The organism is Paraburkholderia dipogonis (assembly GCF_042680985.1).
GTDB classification, from domain to species: Bacteria; Pseudomonadota; Gammaproteobacteria; order Burkholderiales; family Burkholderiaceae; genus Paraburkholderia; species Paraburkholderia phytofirmans.
The window spans coordinates 68,269-83,788 of the sequence record NZ_JBHUFR010000047.1; the positions used below are offsets into that span (position 1 = coordinate 68,269).

Consider the following 15,520-nt stretch of genomic DNA (forward strand, 5'->3'; position numbering starts at 1 on the left):
CTCGCGTGTTAATGTCGGCTCAAACGGTTGCACTATCTTTTAAGGCAAGGCTCCAAATGAAAAAATTCTTCCTGATTCCGCTGTTCGCCGCGTTGTTCTCGTTTGCCAGTGCTGGTGCATCGGCACAGACGGTCGACACCAATTCGCCCGACGGCATGATCAAGACCGTCACCCAGCAGGTGATCGACGCAATTCGTGCAGACAAGTCGATCCAGCAGGGCGACATCTCGCACATCACCAAGCTGGTCAACGAAAAGATCCTGCCGTACACGGATTTCCGCCGCACCACGCAACTCGCCATGGGCCGCAATTGGCGCACCGCGTCGCCGGAGCAGCAAAACGCGGTGGTCGAGCAGTTCAAGATGCTGCTGATCCGTACGTACTCGGGCGCGCTGGCTCAGGTGCGCGATCAGCAGATCCAGTACAAGCCGTTCCGCATGAACCCGGACGACACCGACACGGTGGTGCGCTCGGTCGTGATGAACAACGGCTCGCCGATCGAACTCGATTACCGTCTGTACAAGACGCCGCAAGGCTGGCGCGTGTATGACATCAACGTGCTCGGCGCATGGCTGATCCAGGCGTACCAGCAGCAGTTCAACGAGCAGATCCAGCAGAAGGGCGTGGACGGACTGATCCAGTTCCTCACGCAGCGCAACCAGCAACTCGCCGCGGGCAAGCAGTCGTGAGCGAAGTGTTGAGCCCCGTCGTCAGCCGCTTCGAGTGCGGCGCGACGCTGACCCACGCGAGCGCGACTGCCGCGCTCGCGGCGGGTTTGCAGCGTATCGCGGCGGGCGCGAACGGCGTGGACTGCGCACCGCTCGCGCAGTTCGATTCGTCCGCGCTGGCTGTTCTTCTCGCGTGGCAGCGTGCCGCCCAGGCACGCGGCGCCACGTTCGAGATCGTCAATCTGCCGGCTGGTCTCGCCAGCCTCGCGCAAGCCTACGGCGTCGACACCCTCATCGGCGCGCGACATTGACGCTCTAACGCGTCACCTCCGAACACCTCCTACTGAGATAGGGCCACAGATTTTTGCCCTATAATCAAACGTTTTTTGGGGCACCTAACCGGCCCCAATTCCGTTCCTTCCAAGCATTTGCGCGCCCTCTCAGGGCTCCTTTAGGCGCTGCGACGCACGCGGCCCACAGTCATGTCAGCCATAGAAATTCGTAACGTCAAGAAGCGCTACAAGAATTTGCAGGCGCTCAAGGGCGTCAGCCTCACAGTTGAAGAAGGCGAGTTCTTCGGACTGCTCGGTCCGAACGGCGCGGGCAAGACGACGCTCATCAGCATCCTCGCCGGGCTCGCGCGAGCCGACGAAGGCAGCATCGCGGTGCGCGGCCACGACGTGGTCAGCGATTTCCGCGACGCGCGCCGCGCGCTCGGCGTGGTGCCGCAGGAACTGGTCTTCGATCCGTTCTTCACGGTCCGCGAAACCTTGCGCATCCAGTCCGGCTACTACGGCCTGCGCAACAACGACGCGTGGATCGACGAGATCATGGCCAATCTCGACCTCACCGACAAAGCCGACGCCAACATGCGCGCGCTGTCGGGCGGCATGAAGCGTCGCGTGCTGGTCGCGCAGGCGCTGGTGCATCGTCCGCCGGTGATCGTGCTAGACGAGCCGACCGCGGGCGTCGACGTCGAATTGCGGCAAACGCTGTGGAAATTCATTTCGCGCCTGAACCGCGAAGGCCACACCATCGTGCTGACCACGCACTATCTGGAAGAAGCCGAATCGCTGTGCGACCGCATTGCAATGCTGCGGCGCGGCGAGGTCGTGGCGCTCGAACGCACCAGCACGCTGCTGCAACGCTTTGCCGGCATGCAACTGTTCCTGCGGTTCACGCAAGGCGTCTTGCCGGCCGATCTGCGTCCGCTCGAAGTGGAGAGCGGCACGGGCAACGGCAATAGCCGCCAGCATCTGCTGCGTCTGGCGAGCTACGACGACGTCGAGAAAATTCTCGCGCAGTGCCGCGCGGCGGGCTGCGTATTCGAAGAAATCGAGGTCCGCAAAGCCGATCTCGAAGATGTGTTCGTTCAGGTGATGAACGGTCCGGAAGTGATCGAGGGGCTTGCATGAGCGGTTTCCGTACGCTGTTTTACAAAGAGCTCCTGCGTTTCTGGAAGGTGGCGTTCCAGACGGTGCTGGCGCCGGTCATCACCGCGCTCCTGTATCTGACGATCTTCGGCCACGCTTTGCGCGGTCACGTGGAGGTTTATCCGGGCGTCGAATACACGAGTTTTCTGATTCCGGGCCTCGTGATGATGAGCGTGCTGCAAAATGCGTTTGCCAATAGCTCGTCGTCGCTGATCCAGTCGAAGATCACGGGCAACCTCGTGTTCGTGTTGCTGCCGCCGCTGTCGCACTACGAGATGTTCGGCGCCTATGTGCTCGCGGCCGTGGCGCGTGGGCTGGCGGTCGGCTTCGGCGTATTCATCGTGACGATCTGGTTCGTGCCGGTCAGTTTCAGCGCGCCGCTCTACATCATTCTGTTCGCGATTTTCGGCGCGGCGATTCTCGGTACGCTCGGTTTGATTGCCGGTATCTGGGCCGACAAATTCGATCAGCTTGCGGCGTTTCAAAATTTTCTGATCATGCCGCTCACGTTCCTCTCCGGCGTGTTTTACTCCACGCACACGCTGCCGCCGGTGTGGCGCGAAGTGTCGCGGCTGAATCCCTTTTTCTACATGATCGACGGCTTTCGCTACGGTTTCTTCGGGATGTCGGATATCAATCCGCTCGCGAGCCTTGCGATCGTTGCCGGTTTCTTTGTGGTGCTGGCCGTGGTGGCGATGCGCATGCTCGCCTCCGGCTACAAACTGCGCCACTGATCAGGAGCTTCTCTCATGTTGCCGACTCCCGAACAGGTCAAGCAATACATCGCGGCTGGGCTCGCCTGCCAGCATCTCGAAGTCGAAGGCGACGGCCAGCATTTCTTTGCGACCATCGTTTCGCCGAGCTTCGAAGGCAAGCGTCTGATCCAGCGACATCAACTCGTGTATGCGGCGCTCGGCGACCGCATGCGCGAAGAAATCCACGCGCTCAGCATGAAAACGCTGACGCCCGCCGAATGGCAGAACGCGTAATCTGGAAATTTAGTGCGAATTACTCAAGAAGGGCGTGACGCCGGTAGCGGCGCGCCGAACACAGTCAAAGCAGCCCCGGCCGAAGTCCGGGTCAATCAGGAACTGACAGGCATGGATAAACTCGTCATTGAAGGTGGCTACCCGCTGTCGGGTGAAGTCGTCGTCTCGGGCGCGAAGAATGCGGCGTTGCCGATTCTGTGCGCGAGTCTGCTCAGCGCGGAGCCGGTGCATCTGGAAAACGTGCCCGACCTGCAGGACGTGCGCACGATGCTCAAGCTGCTCGGCCAGATGGGCGTGCAGATCGAAAGCGGCGATGGGCGCGTGTCGCTGAACGCGTCGAAGGTGGATAACCTCGTCGCGCCGTACGAAATGGTGAAGACCATGCGCGCGTCGATCCTCGTGCTCGGCCCGCTGGTCGCGCGCTTCGGTCATGCGCGTGTTTCGCTGCCGGGCGGCTGCGCGATCGGCGCGCGTCCGGTGGATCAGCACATCAAGGGCCTGCAGGCCATGGGTGCCGAGATCACGATCGAGCACGGCTTTATCGAAGCGCGCGCAACGCGTCTGAAGGGCGCGCGTATCGTCACCGACATGATCACCGTCACCGGCACGGAGAATCTGCTGATGGCAGCCGTGCTGGCCGAAGGCGAGACCGTCATCGAGAACGCGGCGCGTGAGCCGGAAGTCGGCGACCTCGCGCATCTGCTGGTCGCGATGGGCGCGAAGATCGAAGGCATCGGCACGGATCGCCTCGTGATCCAGGGCGTCGACAAGCTGCATGGCGCGAAGCACACGGTGATTCCGGATCGGATCGAAGCCGGCACCTTCCTGTGCGCGGTAGCGGCAGCCGGCGGAGACGTCACGCTGCGTAAAGTGCGTCCATTGATTCTCGAAGCCGTCACCGAAAAGCTGCGCGAAGCCGGTGTGACGGTCGAAGAGGGCGACGACTGGATGCGCGTGCGCATGGACAAGCGTCCGAGCGCGGTCACCTTTCGCACTTCCGAATACCCGGCGTTCCCGACCGACATGCAGGCGCAGTTCATGGCGCTGAACACGATCGCGACGGGCACCTCGCAGGTCGTCGAAACGATCTTCGAAAACCGCTTCATGCACGTGCAGGAATTGAACCGCCTTGGCGCCAACATCACGATCGACGGTAACACCGCGCTCGTGACCGGCGTCGAACAGCTTTCGGGCGCGAAGGTGATGGCGACCGATTTGCGCGCCTCCGCGAGTCTCGTGATCGCCGCGTTGCGCGCCGACGGTGAAACGCTGATCGACCGGATCTATCACCTCGACCGTGGTTACGACCGCATGGAAACCAAGCTCACCGCTCTCGGCGCGAAGGTGCGCCGGGTTTCGGGGAGCCAGGCATGAGCGCCATGCCGCAAACTTCGTCGTCGCCGGCGGTGAGCGCACCGCTCACGCTGGCGTTGTCGAAAGGGCGTATCTTCGAAGAAACGTTGCCGCTGCTCGCCGCAGCCGGCATTGAAGTGGCCGAAGACCCGGAAACCTCGCGCAAGCTGATTCTGCCGACCACCGACGCGAACCTGCGCGTGATCATCGTGCGCGCCACCGACGTGCCGACCTACGTCGAATACGGCGCGGCCGACTTCGGCGTGGCGGGCAAAGACGTGCTGCTCGAACACGGCGGCAGCGGCCTGTATCAGCCGGTCGATCTGGATATTGCGCGCTGCCGCATGTCGGTCGCGGTCGCCGCAGGTTTTGATTACGCGAGCGCGGTGCGCCAGGGCGCGCGCTTGCGCGTTGCGACCAAGTACGTTGAGACAGCACGTGAGCATTTCGCCGCCAAGGGCGTGCACGTCGATCTGATCAAGCTGTACGGTTCGATGGAACTGGCGCCGCTGGTCGGTCTCGCCGACGCGATCGTCGACCTGGTGAGTTCTGGCAATACCTTGCGCGCCAACAATCTGGTCGAGGTGGAGGAGATCATGCAGATTTCGTCGCGCCTCGTGGTGAACCAGGCGGCGCTGAAGCTCAAGCGCGCCGCGTTGCGGCCGATCCTCGACGCATTCGAACGCGCGTCGAAGGCCGGCGCCGCGACGGCTTGAGTGTGAGTGTCAGTGTGACCACGTTCTAAAGCGCGCCTTACCGAAACGGATACCCGTATGTCTATCAAGATTCGCAAACTCGATTCCACCGCTCCCGACTTCCAGAAGTCGCTGCACGCGGTGCTCGCGTTCGAGGCGAGCGAAGACGAAGCAATCGAGCGCTCGGTCGCGCAGATTCTGAACGACGTGAAGGCGCGCGGCGACGCTGCAGTGCTCGAATACACGCAGCGCTTCGACCGTGTCGAGGCGAAGAGCGTCGACGCGCTCGAGCTGCCGATGTCGGAACTGGAAGCGGCGCTCGAGAGTCTCGAGCCGAAGCGCCGCGCGGCGCTCGAAGCGGCGGCGGCGCGGGTGCGCGGCTACCACGAGAAGCAGAAGATCGAGTGCGGCAGCCATAGCTGGCAGTACACGGAAGCCGACGGCACCGTGCTCGGCCAGAAAGTCACGCCGCTGGATCGCGCGGGTATCTACGTGCCGGGCGGCAAGGCGGCGTATCCGTCGTCGGTGCTGATGAACGCGATTCCGGCGCGAGTGGCGGGCGTGCGAGAAATCGTCATGGTCGTGCCCACGCCGGACGGTGTGAAGAATCCGCTGGTGCTCGCGGCCGCGTTGCTGGGCGGCGTGGACCGCGTGTTCACGATCGGCGGCGCGCAGGCGGTCGGCGCGTTGGCGTACGGCACGGCGACCATTCCCGCAGTCGACAAGATCTGCGGTCCCGGCAACGCGTATGTCGCGTCGGCCAAGCGCCGCGTGTTCGGCACGGTCGGCATCGACATGATCGCCGGGCCGTCGGAAATCCTCGTCTTGTGCGACGGCACCACGGACCCGCGCTGGGTCGCGATGGATCTGTTCTCGCAAGCCGAGCACGACGAACTCGCGCAATCCATCCTGCTGTGCCCGGACGACGCGTTCATCGGCCGCGTGAAAGACGCGATCGACGAACTGCTGCCCACCATGCCGCGCCGCGACGTGATCCGCAAGTCGCTGGAAGACCGTGGCGCGCTGATCAAGGTGCGCGACATGGAGCAAGCCTGCGCGATCGCCAACGACATCGCCCCGGAGCACCTCGAAATCTCCGCGCTGGAGCCGCATCATTGGGGCCAACTGATCCGCCATGCCGGCGCGATCTTCCTCGGCCGCTACACCAGCGAAAGCCTCGGCGACTACTGCGCGGGGCCGAATCACGTTTTGCCTACGTCTCGTACCGCACGGTTCTCGTCTCCCTTGGGCGTCTATGATTTCTTCAAGCGTTCGAGCGTGATCGAGGTCAGCGCGGAAGGCGCGCAGACGCTCGGTGAAATCGCCGCCGAGCTCGCTTACGGCGAAGGCCTGCAGGCGCATGCCCGCAGCGCCGAATACCGGATGCGGCAAAACGGCTAAGCGTGTTTGAACCGGCGCTGAAGCCGCGGGCGTCGAGCCGGCGCCCGCGAATGCAGGCGACGGATTGCGCGCGGTTCTTCGTTTAATAAAGACAATACAGACAACCTGGGGCGGCCCGCATGCCGCCAACGCCGGGCCGGCGTTTCTTGCGACCCGCTTCACCGACCTATGACGACACCTCAAGACATCATCCGCCGCGACGTGCTCGCGATGACGAGCTATCCGGTTCCGGACGCCACGGGCTACATCAAGCTCGACGCAATGGAAAATCCGTTCACGCTGCCGCCGGTGCTGGCCGCGCATCTGGGCGAGCATCTGGCCGGCGTCGCGCTGAATCGCTATCCGGCGCCGCGTCCGGATGCGCTGATCGAGAAGATCAAGCGGGTGATGCAAGTGCCGGCTGGCTGCGACGTGCTGCTCGGCAACGGCTCGGATGAAATCATCAGCATGGTGTCGGTCGCGTGCGCGCAACCGGGCGCCAAGGTGCTCGCGCCGGTGCCGGGCTTCGTGATGTATCAGATGTCGGCGAAGCTGGCGAATCTCGAATTCATCGGCGTGCCGCTGAAAGCGGATTTCACGCTCGACACCGAAGCGATGCTGACCGCGATCGCCGAGCACCAGCCGGCGATCATCTATCTTGCCTACCCGAACAACCCGACCGGCACGCTGTACGACGACGCGGACATGGAGCGCATCATCGCCGCGGCCAATAAGAGCCTCGTGGTGATCGACGAGGCTTATCAGCCGTTCGCGCAACAAAGCTGGTTGCCGCGCGCCGACGCGTTCGACAACGTCGTCGTGATGCGCACGGTGTCCAAGCTCGGCCTCGCCGGTATCCGTCTCGGCTATCTGGTCGGCAAACCCGGCTGGCTGACGGAATTCGACAAAGTGCGGCCGCCGTACAACACCAACGTGCTCACGCAGGCCGCCGCCGATTTCCTGCTCGACCACGTCGACGTGCTCGACTCGCAAGCGGCGCAATTGCGCGAAGAACGCACGAAACTCGCGCGCGCGGTGTCCCAATTACCGGGCGCCGAAGTGTTCCCGAGCGCCGGCAATTTCCTGCTGGTGCGCGTGCCCGACGCGTCGGTTCTGTTCGAAACGCTGCTGACGGCGCGGGTTTTGATCAAAAACGTGAGTAAAATGCATCCATTGCTGGCTAATTGTGTGCGGTTAACCGTCGGTTCGCCGGAAGAAAACGCCCAATTGCTCGCTGGACTGAAACTCGTGCTGAACTGAATGGCGTGCCGAACGGCCGCGCAAGCGTTTTCCATATTGGGAAAGCAGGCGTGGCCCGCCGTTTTCCCATCCCACCTACCTGACGCTTTCTAGCTAGATTCGAGGAATTACCATGCGCCTTGCGGAAGTCGTTCGCAACACCAGCGAAACGCAGATCCGTGTGAAGATCAATCTGGACGGCACCGGTCAGCAAAAGCTGGCCACCGGCGTGCCGTTTCTGGACCACATGCTCGACCAGATCGCGCGGCATGGATTGTTCGACCTCGAAATCGAAGCGCATGGCGACCTGCATATCGACGACCATCACACGGTCGAAGACACCGGCATCACGCTCGGCCAGGCCGTCGCGAAAGCGATCGGCGACCGCAAGGGCATCGTTCGCTACGGTCATTCCTACGTGCCGCTCGACGAAGCGTTGTCGCGCGTCGTGATCGATTTCTCGGGCCGTCCGGGTCTCGAATTCCATGTGCCCTTCACGCGGGCGCGCATCGGCACGTTCGACGTCGATCTGTCCATCGAGTTTTTCCGCGGTTTCGTGAATCATGCCGGCGTCACTTTGCATATCGACAACCTGCGCGGCCTGAACGCCCACCATCAGATGGAAACAGTGTTCAAGGCGTTCGGGCGTGCGTTGCGCATGGCCACCGAACTGGACGAACGCGCGGCGGGGCAGATTCCGTCGACCAAGGGCAGCCTGTAAGCGCTCATTAGCCGGCTCATAGGCCCACTCAATTATCAGGACCGGGACCAGCGTCGAGTGCGCTCGCGCCCGGTGTGCGATGGACATTCTGAAGTCGTTTATTTCGCTGCTGGCGTTGATCAACCCGGTCGGCGCCATTCCGTTCTTCATGAGCCTGACGGCGAATCAGAGCGATGTCGAGCGGCGTAGAACCATTCGGATCGCCGCGATTTCGGTGTTCTGCGTGATCGCGATCACCACGCTGCTCGGGCAGCAGATCATCAGCTTCTTCGGCATTTCGGTCGGCTCGCTCGAAGTGGGCGGCGGAATCATCATGCTGCTGATGGCGATCAACATGCTGAACGCGCAGATCGGCAACAGCCGTTCGACGCCGGAAGAGCGCCACGAAGCCGAGCAGAAGGACAACATCGCCGTCGTTCCATTGGCGATTCCGCTGCTGACCGGTCCGGGCGCGATCAGCACCACGATCATCTACGCGGCCGGCTCGGCGCATTGGTACGACCGGATCAGCCTCGTCGCGATCGGCGCGGTGCTGGCGGCGATCTGCTTTTTTTCGCTGCGGCTCGCCGAACCGATTGCCCGCTGGGTCGGTCGCACGGGTATCAATATCGGCACGCGGCTCATGGGTTTGATGTTATCGGCGCTGGCGGTGGAATTCATCGTCGATGGATTGAAGGCATTGCTGCCTAACTTGAAATGAAAACTTCGATAGCGATTGTGGATTACGGAATGGGCAACCTGCGCTCGGTGGCCCAGGCGTTGCGCAAAGCCGCGCCGGAAGCGGACGTGGCGATCGTCGACCGGCCGGAAGCGATTCGCGCGGCTGACCGCGTGGTGCTGCCCGGCCAGGGCGCGATGCCAGACTGCATGCGCAGTCTGGCCGAGTCCGGCCTGCAGGACGCGGTGATCGAGGCGTCGCGCAGCAAGCCGCTGATGGGCGTGTGCGTCGGCGAGCAGATGCTGTTCGACTGGAGCGCGGAGGGCGGCACGCCAGGCCTCGGCCTCTTGCCCGGCAAAGTGCTGCGCTTCGACCTGGAAGGCCAGCTGCAGGACGACGGCTCGCGCTTCAAGGTCCCGCAAATGGGCTGGAACCGCGTGCGCCAGGCGCAGCCGCATCCGCTGTGGGACGGCGTCGCGGACAACGCGTTCTTCTACTTCGTGCACAGTTATTACGTGGTGCCGGACAATGCCGCTCATACCTCGGGCGAAACGGTGTACGGTGTGCCCTTTACCTCGGCGGTGGCGCGGGATAACATCTTCGCGACCCAATTCCACCCGGAAAAGAGCGCCGAAGCGGGGCTGCGCGTGTATCGAAACTTCGTGCACTGGAACCCGTGAGCGCCTTTCTTCATCCTGTTGTCCTGCATCGCTCCGCCACAAGCGGAGCTTATGTCGCGCGCCGCAATCGCAATACCATGCTTTCGCTGCCCCACGACGCCTCGCAAGGGCGTCGAAAGAGTTGTACTAAACTAGCGAAACGGCGTCCCGGCGGGCTGGCCCATTATGGGCTGGACCACCAGCCGCTGCCGCCGACCTTCAACCCCTTCCCAGACAACACCCGATTGCTATGCTGCTGATTCCCGCCATCGACCTGAAAGACGGTCAGTGTGTACGCCTCAAACAAGGCGATATGGACCAGGCGACGATATTTTCCGAGGAACCGGCGGCGATGGCCCGACATTGGGTCGATCGCGGTGCCCGGCGTCTCCACCTCGTCGACCTGAATGGCGCGTTCGCCGGCAAGCCGAAGAATGAAGACGCGATTCGCGCGATCATCGAGGAAGTGGGCGGCGAGATTCCCGTGCAACTGGGCGGCGGCATTCGCGACCTGAATACGATCGAGCGCTATCTGGACGACGGTTTGTCGTACGTGATCATCGGCACGGCGGCGGTGAAGAACCCCGGCTTTCTGCAGGACGCCTGCACGGCGTTCGGCGGCCATATCATCGTCGGACTGGATGCGAAAGACGGCAAGGTCGCGACCGACGGCTGGAGCAAGCTGACCGGCCACGAAGTGGCCGATCTCGCGCGCAAGTTCGAGGACTACGGCTGCGAGTCGATCATCTACACCGACATCGGCCGTGACGGCATGCTTCAAGGCATCAACATCGAAGCGACGGTGCGCCTCGCGCGCGCGGTGAAGATTCCGGTGATCGCGAGCGGCGGCTTGTCCAACCTCACCGACATCGAATCGCTGTGCGAAGTCGAAGACGAAGGCATCGAAGGCGTGATCTGCGGCCGGGCGATTTATTCGGGCGACCTCGACTTCGCGGCCGCGCAAACCCTCGCGGACCGGCTGCGCGAATCGGACGACGCTTAAGGCTGCTCAGGCGAGCCTTCATGCTCGCCGCCCGCGTCTCGCGTTTCCGGCCGGCGTCGCGGTGAACGGATCACCGGCAACCGAAAACGGACGCGGCGATGCACCGGCAGAGCAACTCAGGCCGTCCGCGTGCGACTCACCGGCGGCGCAGCGCGACCGCGCCGCGCCGACCTTGCGCCGCTCGTCGAAGTTCCAAAGCGAGCGGCCTCATCAGCGGTATTGGCAGAATTGCAAGATCATGGCTCTAGCTAAACGCATCATCCCCTGTCTCGACGTCACGGCTGGCCGCGTGGTCAAGGGCGTCAACTTCGTCGAACTGCGCGATGCGGGCGACCCGGTTGAAATCGCCCGCCGCTACGACGATCAGGGCGCCGACGAACTCACCTTCCTCGACATCACCGCGACCTCGGATCAGCGCGATCTGATCCTGCCGATCATCGAAGCAGTCGCCTCGCAAGTGTTCATTCCGCTGACGGTCGGCGGCGGCGTGCGCGCCGTCGAAGACGTGCGCCGCCTGCTGAACGCGGGTGCGGACAAGATCAGCATGAACTCGTCGGCGGTGGCGAATCCGCAGCTCGTGAAAGACGCCACGGACAAGTACGGCTCGCAATGCATCGTTGTCGCGATCGACGCGAAGCGCGTTTCGGCTGACGGCGAGCCGCCGCGCTGGGAAGTTTTCACGCACGGCGGACGCAAGGCCACCGGGCTGGAAGCGGTCGAATGGGCGCGCAAGATGGCCGAACTCGGCGCCGGCGAAATCCTGCTCACCAGCATGGACCGCGACGGCACGAAAAGCGGCTTCGACCTCGCGCTCACGCGCGCGGTGTCCGACGCGGTGCCGATTCCGGTGATCGCTTCGGGCGGCGTGGGCAACCTGCAGCATCTGGCCGACGGCATCAAAAGCGGGCATGCGGACGCGGTGCTCGCCGCGAGCATCTTCCACTACGGCGAACACACCGTGGGCGAGGCCAAGCGCTTCATGGCCGATCAGGGCATTTCGGTGAGGTTGTGACGTGACGAATCCCTCGGCAATCAATTGGCTCGACAAGGTCAAGTGGGACGCGAACGGCCTCGTGCCCGTGATCGCGCAGGAAGCGTCGACGAACGACGTGCTCATGTTCGCGTGGATGAACCGCGAAGCCCTGGCAAAGACCATCGAAACCAATCGCGCGGTGTATTTTTCGCGGTCGCGCCAACGCCTGTGGTTCAAGGGCGAAGAGTCCGGCCATGTGCAGCATGTGCACGAAGTGCGGCTCGATTGCGACGAAGATGTCGTGCTGCTCAAAGTGGAACAGGTGTCGGGCATTGCATGCCACACCGGCCGCCACTCGTGCTTCTTCCAGAAATTCGAAGGCTCGGTGGAGGATGGCGACTGGGTCGCCGTCGATCCCGTGCTGAAAGACCCCGAACATATTTACAAATGACGCAATCCACGCAAACCACGTCGTCCGACTCCGCCTCGTTGACCGATACGCTGATGCGCCTCGCGGCGATCATCGACAGCCGCAAGGGCGGCGATCCGGACGTGTCATACGTGTCGCGCCTGTTCCACAAGGGCGACGACGCCGTGCTGAAAAAGATCGGCGAAGAAGCCACCGAAGTCGTGCTGGCCGCCAAGGACGCACGCCACGGCGGCGCGCCGAAGGCCCTGGTCGGCGAAGTCGCGGACCTGTGGTTTCACTGCCTCGTGATGCTGTCGCACTTCGACCTCAGCCCGGCGGACGTGCTCGCCGAACTGGAGCGCCGCGAAGGCATGTCGGGTATCGAGGAAAAGGCGCTGCGCAAGAGCCGCGACCGCGAACAGAACGGCGATTGATCGTAGTGGTTCCGCGCTCGCGTCTTGAAGTGGAGCGCGCCGGCGCCCATATTGCACTGAACGCATCTGATCGCGCATCCTTGGGAGGACGCAAGCATGGAACAGTCGCACGAGAGCTATCCGCCGCCGGTCTATCGCAATGCTCTCGAACCTGAGCGCGAGCGCAGCCTGCGTACGCTTACCCACGTGCTGTACGCGCTGTATGCGGTCCACTGGCTGACGGGCGGCCTGACGATCCTGATCGCGATCATCATCAACTACGTGAAGCGGCCCGATGTGGTCGGCACGCCGTACGAGGCCCATTTCGAGTGGCAGATCCGCTCCTTCTGGATGGCCTTGCTGGGCTACGCAATCGGTGGTGTGCTGCTGTTCGTGGTGATCGGCATTCCGGTTCTATGGGCCGTGAGCATCTGGATGTTGTACCGTATTATCAAGGGCTGGCTGTATCTGTACGATAACAAGCCGCTCGCGAATCCGCGTGCCTGGTTCTGAGTTTCGTCCGACGGTTGCCGGGCCTGACATGAATCGCGCCGCGTGGGCTTCGCGCTTCAGCCATTCTGTGTCAGGAATACGATGAGCCACGACCCGAACTGCCTTTTCTGCAAGATCGCCGCCGGCGAAATCCCGTCGACCAAAGTCCACGAAGACGACGAGTTCGTCGCCTTCCGCGACATTCGTCCGGCCGCCGAGACGCATGTGCTGGTGATTCCGCGCAAGCACATCGCCACGCTGTCGAGCTGTACCGAAAGCGATGCACCGCTGCTTGGTAGAATGCTGGTCCTGGCGGCGCGTTTGGCCGATCAGCTGGGCGTGGCGTACACCGGCGGCGAAACGGGTTTTCGCACGGTAATCAATACTGGTCCGGGCGGCGGCCAGGAGGTGTACCACCTGCACGCGCACATTCTCGCGGGGCCGCGCCCCTGGCAGCGCATGGGCTGACGCCGCAGTGCAAGTGTGTTTAGCGAGTTTTGGTCACGGACAATAGCGCGGCCGTTGTTTTTGCCGCATTGTAACGACGCCGACGCGATCGTCTGGTCACAATGACATTCCGTGTCGCGGGTTGCAGCAGAAAAGTTCGCGGTAACGTATAGATGAAGCGCACGCGCTTCGATTCACGCCGCAAGGCGCCCGAGTATCGCCGCATCCGGTGCGGTATCGGGGTTAAGGAGAGTAGTCATGGGTTCATTAAGTATTTGGCATTGGCTGATCGTGTTGTTGATCGTGGCGCTCGTGTTCGGCACGAAGAAGCTGCGCAATATCGGCGGCGATCTGGGCGGCGCGGTGAAGGGCTTCAAGGAAGGCATGAAGGAAGCCGACACGCCGGCAGCCGAAGCGCAGCAGCGCGAACTGCCGCGCAACGGCGCCGTGGACGTGGAAGCAAAGGAAAAGACGCCGCGTTCGGGCGATTACCGCTAAGCCGCGGCTTACCCGCGTTACTGACGGACATTCCACTTCATGCTGGACCTCGGTCTAACCAAGATGGCGCTGATCGGCGTCGTCGCGCTGGTCGTACTCGGGCCTGAGCGCCTGCCACGCGTCGCTCGTACGGCCGGCGCGTTGTTCGGCCGCGCACAGCGGTATATCAACGACGTGAAGGCCGAAGTCACGCGCGAAATCGAACTCGACGAATTGCGTCGGATGAAAAGCGAGTTCGAGGCCGCCGCGACCAATGTCCAAACCGCCGTTCAGGACAACCTGCGCAAGCACGAGTCCGAACTGAACGACGCGTGGAACAGCGGCTCGTCGGTGTCGCCGAGCATTGCCGGTGGCGCGCTCGAAGATGTGGGCAATACGTCGTGGTCGGGCAGCACGCCCGCCGCGGCCGCCAAACGCAAGAACTGGCGCGTCAAGCAGACGGCCATGCCCACGTGGTACAAGCGCGCGACCACGCGCCGTACGCGTGTGCAGTCGGGCGCGGCGCGCGTGGCGCGGCATACGCCGACCAGCATGCGTCGCCCGACGCGGTTCTTCTGATGATCAGAACGACAATCTCTAACCGAGGGCCGGCGTGAGCGACCCGCAGCAAACCCAGGACGAAGGCACTGAAGAGACCTTCATTTCCCACCTCGTTGAATTGCGCGACCGTATTATTCGCGCCGGCCTTGCCGTCGTCGTGGTGTTCGTCGGACTCGTGTACTGGGCGCCGGATATCTTCCGGCTGCTGGCGCGGCCTTTGATGCAGAACCTGCCGAAGGACGGCAAGATGATCGTCACCGACGTCACCGGCTCGTTCTTCGTGCCGATGAAGGTGACCATGCTGGTGGCCTTCGTGATCGCGCTGCCGATCGTGCTTTACCAGATCTGGGCGTTTGTCGCGCCGGGTCTTTACCAGCACGAGAAGAAACTGGTCGGGCCGCTGGTGGGCAGCAGCTACACGCTGTTCCTGTGCGGCATGGCGTTCGCGTACTTCGTGGTGTTCCCGACCATTTTCCGCGTGATGGCGCACTACAACGCGCCGCTCGGCGCGGAGATGACCACGGACATCGACAATTACCTGAGCTTCGTGCTGACCATGTTCATTGCGTTCGGCGTGACGTTCGAGGTGCCGATCGTCGTGGTGCTGCTGGTGCGCATGAACGTGGTGACACTCAAGAAGCTCAAGGAGATTCGTCCGTACGTGATCGTCGGCGCGTTTGTGATTTCCGCCGTGGTTACGCCGCCGGACGTGTTCTCGCAACTGATTCTGGCGATTCCGCTGATCGTGCTGTACGAGGCGGGGATCATCGCGGCGCGGTTGATCGTCGGCAAGCAGCCGGTGGTGATCGAAGACGCGAGCCCGTCGGAATGATGGTTTAGCGGTTCAGCGAACTCACATAAGCAAAAAGGGCGGTCCATTACGGACTGCCCTTTTTGCTTGGTACGTGGCGCAGGGCTTGTACTTCACCGGCCGCTGACTTCGATTTGCC

Annotated in this window: 21 protein-coding genes; all 21 read left to right on the forward strand. The window is 62.8% G+C overall.

All coding sequences use genetic code 11. The features are described 5' to 3' along the window. Positions 1-56 precede the first annotated feature (56 nt). The 21 genes from ACFSNN_RS40015 to tatC all read left to right on the forward strand — a co-directional run bounded on the left by ACFSNN_RS40015 (position 57) and on the right by tatC (position 15,402). On the forward strand, positions 57-689 hold the full coding sequence (locus ACFSNN_RS40015) for an MlaC/ttg2D family ABC transporter substrate-binding protein (RefSeq protein ID WP_134457682.1): 633 nt from the start codon (positions 57-59) through the stop codon (positions 687-689). Further along, on the forward strand, positions 686-979 hold the full coding sequence (locus ACFSNN_RS40020; protein WP_134457683.1) for an STAS domain-containing protein: 294 nt from the start codon (positions 686-688) through the stop codon (positions 977-979). Before ACFSNN_RS40015 ends, ACFSNN_RS40020 begins: the two co-directional genes overlap by 4 nt. A gap of 171 nt (positions 980-1,150) precedes the next feature. After that, positions 1,151-2,083 (forward strand): ABC transporter ATP-binding protein, encoded by a 933-nt coding sequence (locus tag ACFSNN_RS40025; RefSeq protein WP_134457684.1) that lies wholly within the window; start codon positions 1,151-1,153, stop codon positions 2,081-2,083. Next, a complete protein-coding gene (locus tag ACFSNN_RS40030) occupies positions 2,080-2,835 on the forward strand; it encodes an ABC transporter permease (protein ID WP_012434512.1) in 756 nt (251 codons plus the stop codon). Before ACFSNN_RS40025 ends, ACFSNN_RS40030 begins: the two co-directional genes overlap by 4 nt. Before the next feature lie 15 nt (positions 2,836-2,850). Beyond that, positions 2,851-3,090 carry a BolA family protein gene (locus ACFSNN_RS40035; protein WP_006052280.1) on the forward strand — a complete coding sequence of 80 codons (240 nt, stop codon included), beginning with the start codon at positions 2,851-2,853 and terminating at the stop codon, positions 3,088-3,090. Positions 3,091-3,201: 111 nt separating this feature from the next. Then, the gene (murA, locus tag ACFSNN_RS40040) at positions 3,202-4,464 is read left to right on the forward strand and encodes a UDP-N-acetylglucosamine 1-carboxyvinyltransferase (RefSeq protein WP_134457685.1); all 1,263 of its coding nucleotides are present in this window, start codon (positions 3,202-3,204) and stop codon (positions 4,462-4,464) included. Continuing rightward, positions 4,461-5,159, forward strand: a complete 699-nt coding sequence (gene hisG / locus ACFSNN_RS40045; protein WP_134457686.1) for an ATP phosphoribosyltransferase — start codon at positions 4,461-4,463, stop codon at positions 5,157-5,159. Before murA ends, hisG begins: the two co-directional genes overlap by 4 nt. 57 nt (positions 5,160-5,216) lie before the next feature. After that, complete coding sequence (hisD, locus tag ACFSNN_RS40050; RefSeq protein ID WP_106314096.1) at positions 5,217-6,539, forward strand: histidinol dehydrogenase; 1,323 nt, start codon at positions 5,217-5,219, stop codon at positions 6,537-6,539. Between the two features lie 168 nt (positions 6,540-6,707). Then, complete coding sequence (gene hisC, locus ACFSNN_RS40055) at positions 6,708-7,778, forward strand: histidinol-phosphate transaminase (RefSeq protein WP_134457687.1); 1,071 nt, start codon at positions 6,708-6,710, stop codon at positions 7,776-7,778. A 112-nt stretch (positions 7,779-7,890) separates the two neighbouring features. Further along, entirely contained in the window at positions 7,891-8,478 is a 588-nt protein-coding gene (hisB, locus tag ACFSNN_RS40060) for an imidazoleglycerol-phosphate dehydratase HisB (RefSeq protein ID WP_012434507.1), read from the forward strand. A 79-nt stretch (positions 8,479-8,557) separates the two neighbouring features. Then, on the forward strand, positions 8,558-9,178 hold the full coding sequence (locus ACFSNN_RS40065; protein WP_012434506.1) for a MarC family protein: 621 nt from the start codon (positions 8,558-8,560) through the stop codon (positions 9,176-9,178). Then, positions 9,175-9,816, forward strand: coding sequence for an imidazole glycerol phosphate synthase subunit HisH (gene hisH / locus ACFSNN_RS40070; protein ID WP_134457688.1), 642 nt, complete (start codon positions 9,175-9,177; stop codon positions 9,814-9,816). The genes ACFSNN_RS40065 and hisH overlap by 4 nt, the downstream gene beginning before the upstream one ends. 229 nt (positions 9,817-10,045) lie before the next feature. Next, entirely contained in the window at positions 10,046-10,798 is a 753-nt protein-coding gene (gene hisA / locus ACFSNN_RS40075; RefSeq protein ID WP_012434504.1) for a 1-(5-phosphoribosyl)-5-[(5-phosphoribosylamino)methylideneamino]imidazole-4-carboxamide isomerase, read from the forward strand. Positions 10,799-11,036: 238 nt separating this feature from the next. Beyond that, positions 11,037-11,810, forward strand: coding sequence for an imidazole glycerol phosphate synthase subunit HisF (hisF, locus tag ACFSNN_RS40080; RefSeq protein ID WP_013589770.1), 774 nt, complete (start codon positions 11,037-11,039; stop codon positions 11,808-11,810). Position 11,811: 1 nt separating this feature from the next. After that, positions 11,812-12,222, forward strand: a complete 411-nt coding sequence (hisI, locus tag ACFSNN_RS40085; protein WP_134457689.1) for a phosphoribosyl-AMP cyclohydrolase — start codon at positions 11,812-11,814, stop codon at positions 12,220-12,222. Continuing rightward, positions 12,219-12,614, forward strand: coding sequence for a phosphoribosyl-ATP diphosphatase (locus tag ACFSNN_RS40090; protein WP_134457690.1), 396 nt, complete (start codon positions 12,219-12,221; stop codon positions 12,612-12,614). Before hisI ends, ACFSNN_RS40090 begins: the two co-directional genes overlap by 4 nt. A gap of 96 nt (positions 12,615-12,710) precedes the next feature. After that, positions 12,711-13,106, forward strand: coding sequence for a DUF4870 family protein (locus ACFSNN_RS40095; protein ID WP_134457691.1), 396 nt, complete (start codon positions 12,711-12,713; stop codon positions 13,104-13,106). A gap of 81 nt (positions 13,107-13,187) precedes the next feature. Next, positions 13,188-13,553 carry a histidine triad nucleotide-binding protein gene (locus ACFSNN_RS40100; protein WP_134457692.1) on the forward strand — a complete coding sequence of 122 codons (366 nt, stop codon included), beginning with the start codon at positions 13,188-13,190 and terminating at the stop codon, positions 13,551-13,553. Positions 13,554-13,790: 237 nt separating this feature from the next. Next, positions 13,791-14,030 carry a Sec-independent protein translocase subunit TatA gene (tatA, locus tag ACFSNN_RS40105; RefSeq protein WP_134457693.1) on the forward strand — a complete coding sequence of 80 codons (240 nt, stop codon included), beginning with the start codon at positions 13,791-13,793 and terminating at the stop codon, positions 14,028-14,030. A gap of 39 nt (positions 14,031-14,069) precedes the next feature. Continuing rightward, positions 14,070-14,588 carry a Sec-independent protein translocase protein TatB gene (tatB, locus tag ACFSNN_RS40110; RefSeq protein WP_134457694.1) on the forward strand — a complete coding sequence of 173 codons (519 nt, stop codon included), beginning with the start codon at positions 14,070-14,072 and terminating at the stop codon, positions 14,586-14,588. Between the two features lie 34 nt (positions 14,589-14,622). After that, positions 14,623-15,402 (forward strand): twin-arginine translocase subunit TatC, encoded by a 780-nt coding sequence (tatC, locus tag ACFSNN_RS40115; RefSeq protein ID WP_012434496.1) that lies wholly within the window; start codon positions 14,623-14,625, stop codon positions 15,400-15,402. Positions 15,403-15,520 lie beyond the last annotated feature (118 nt).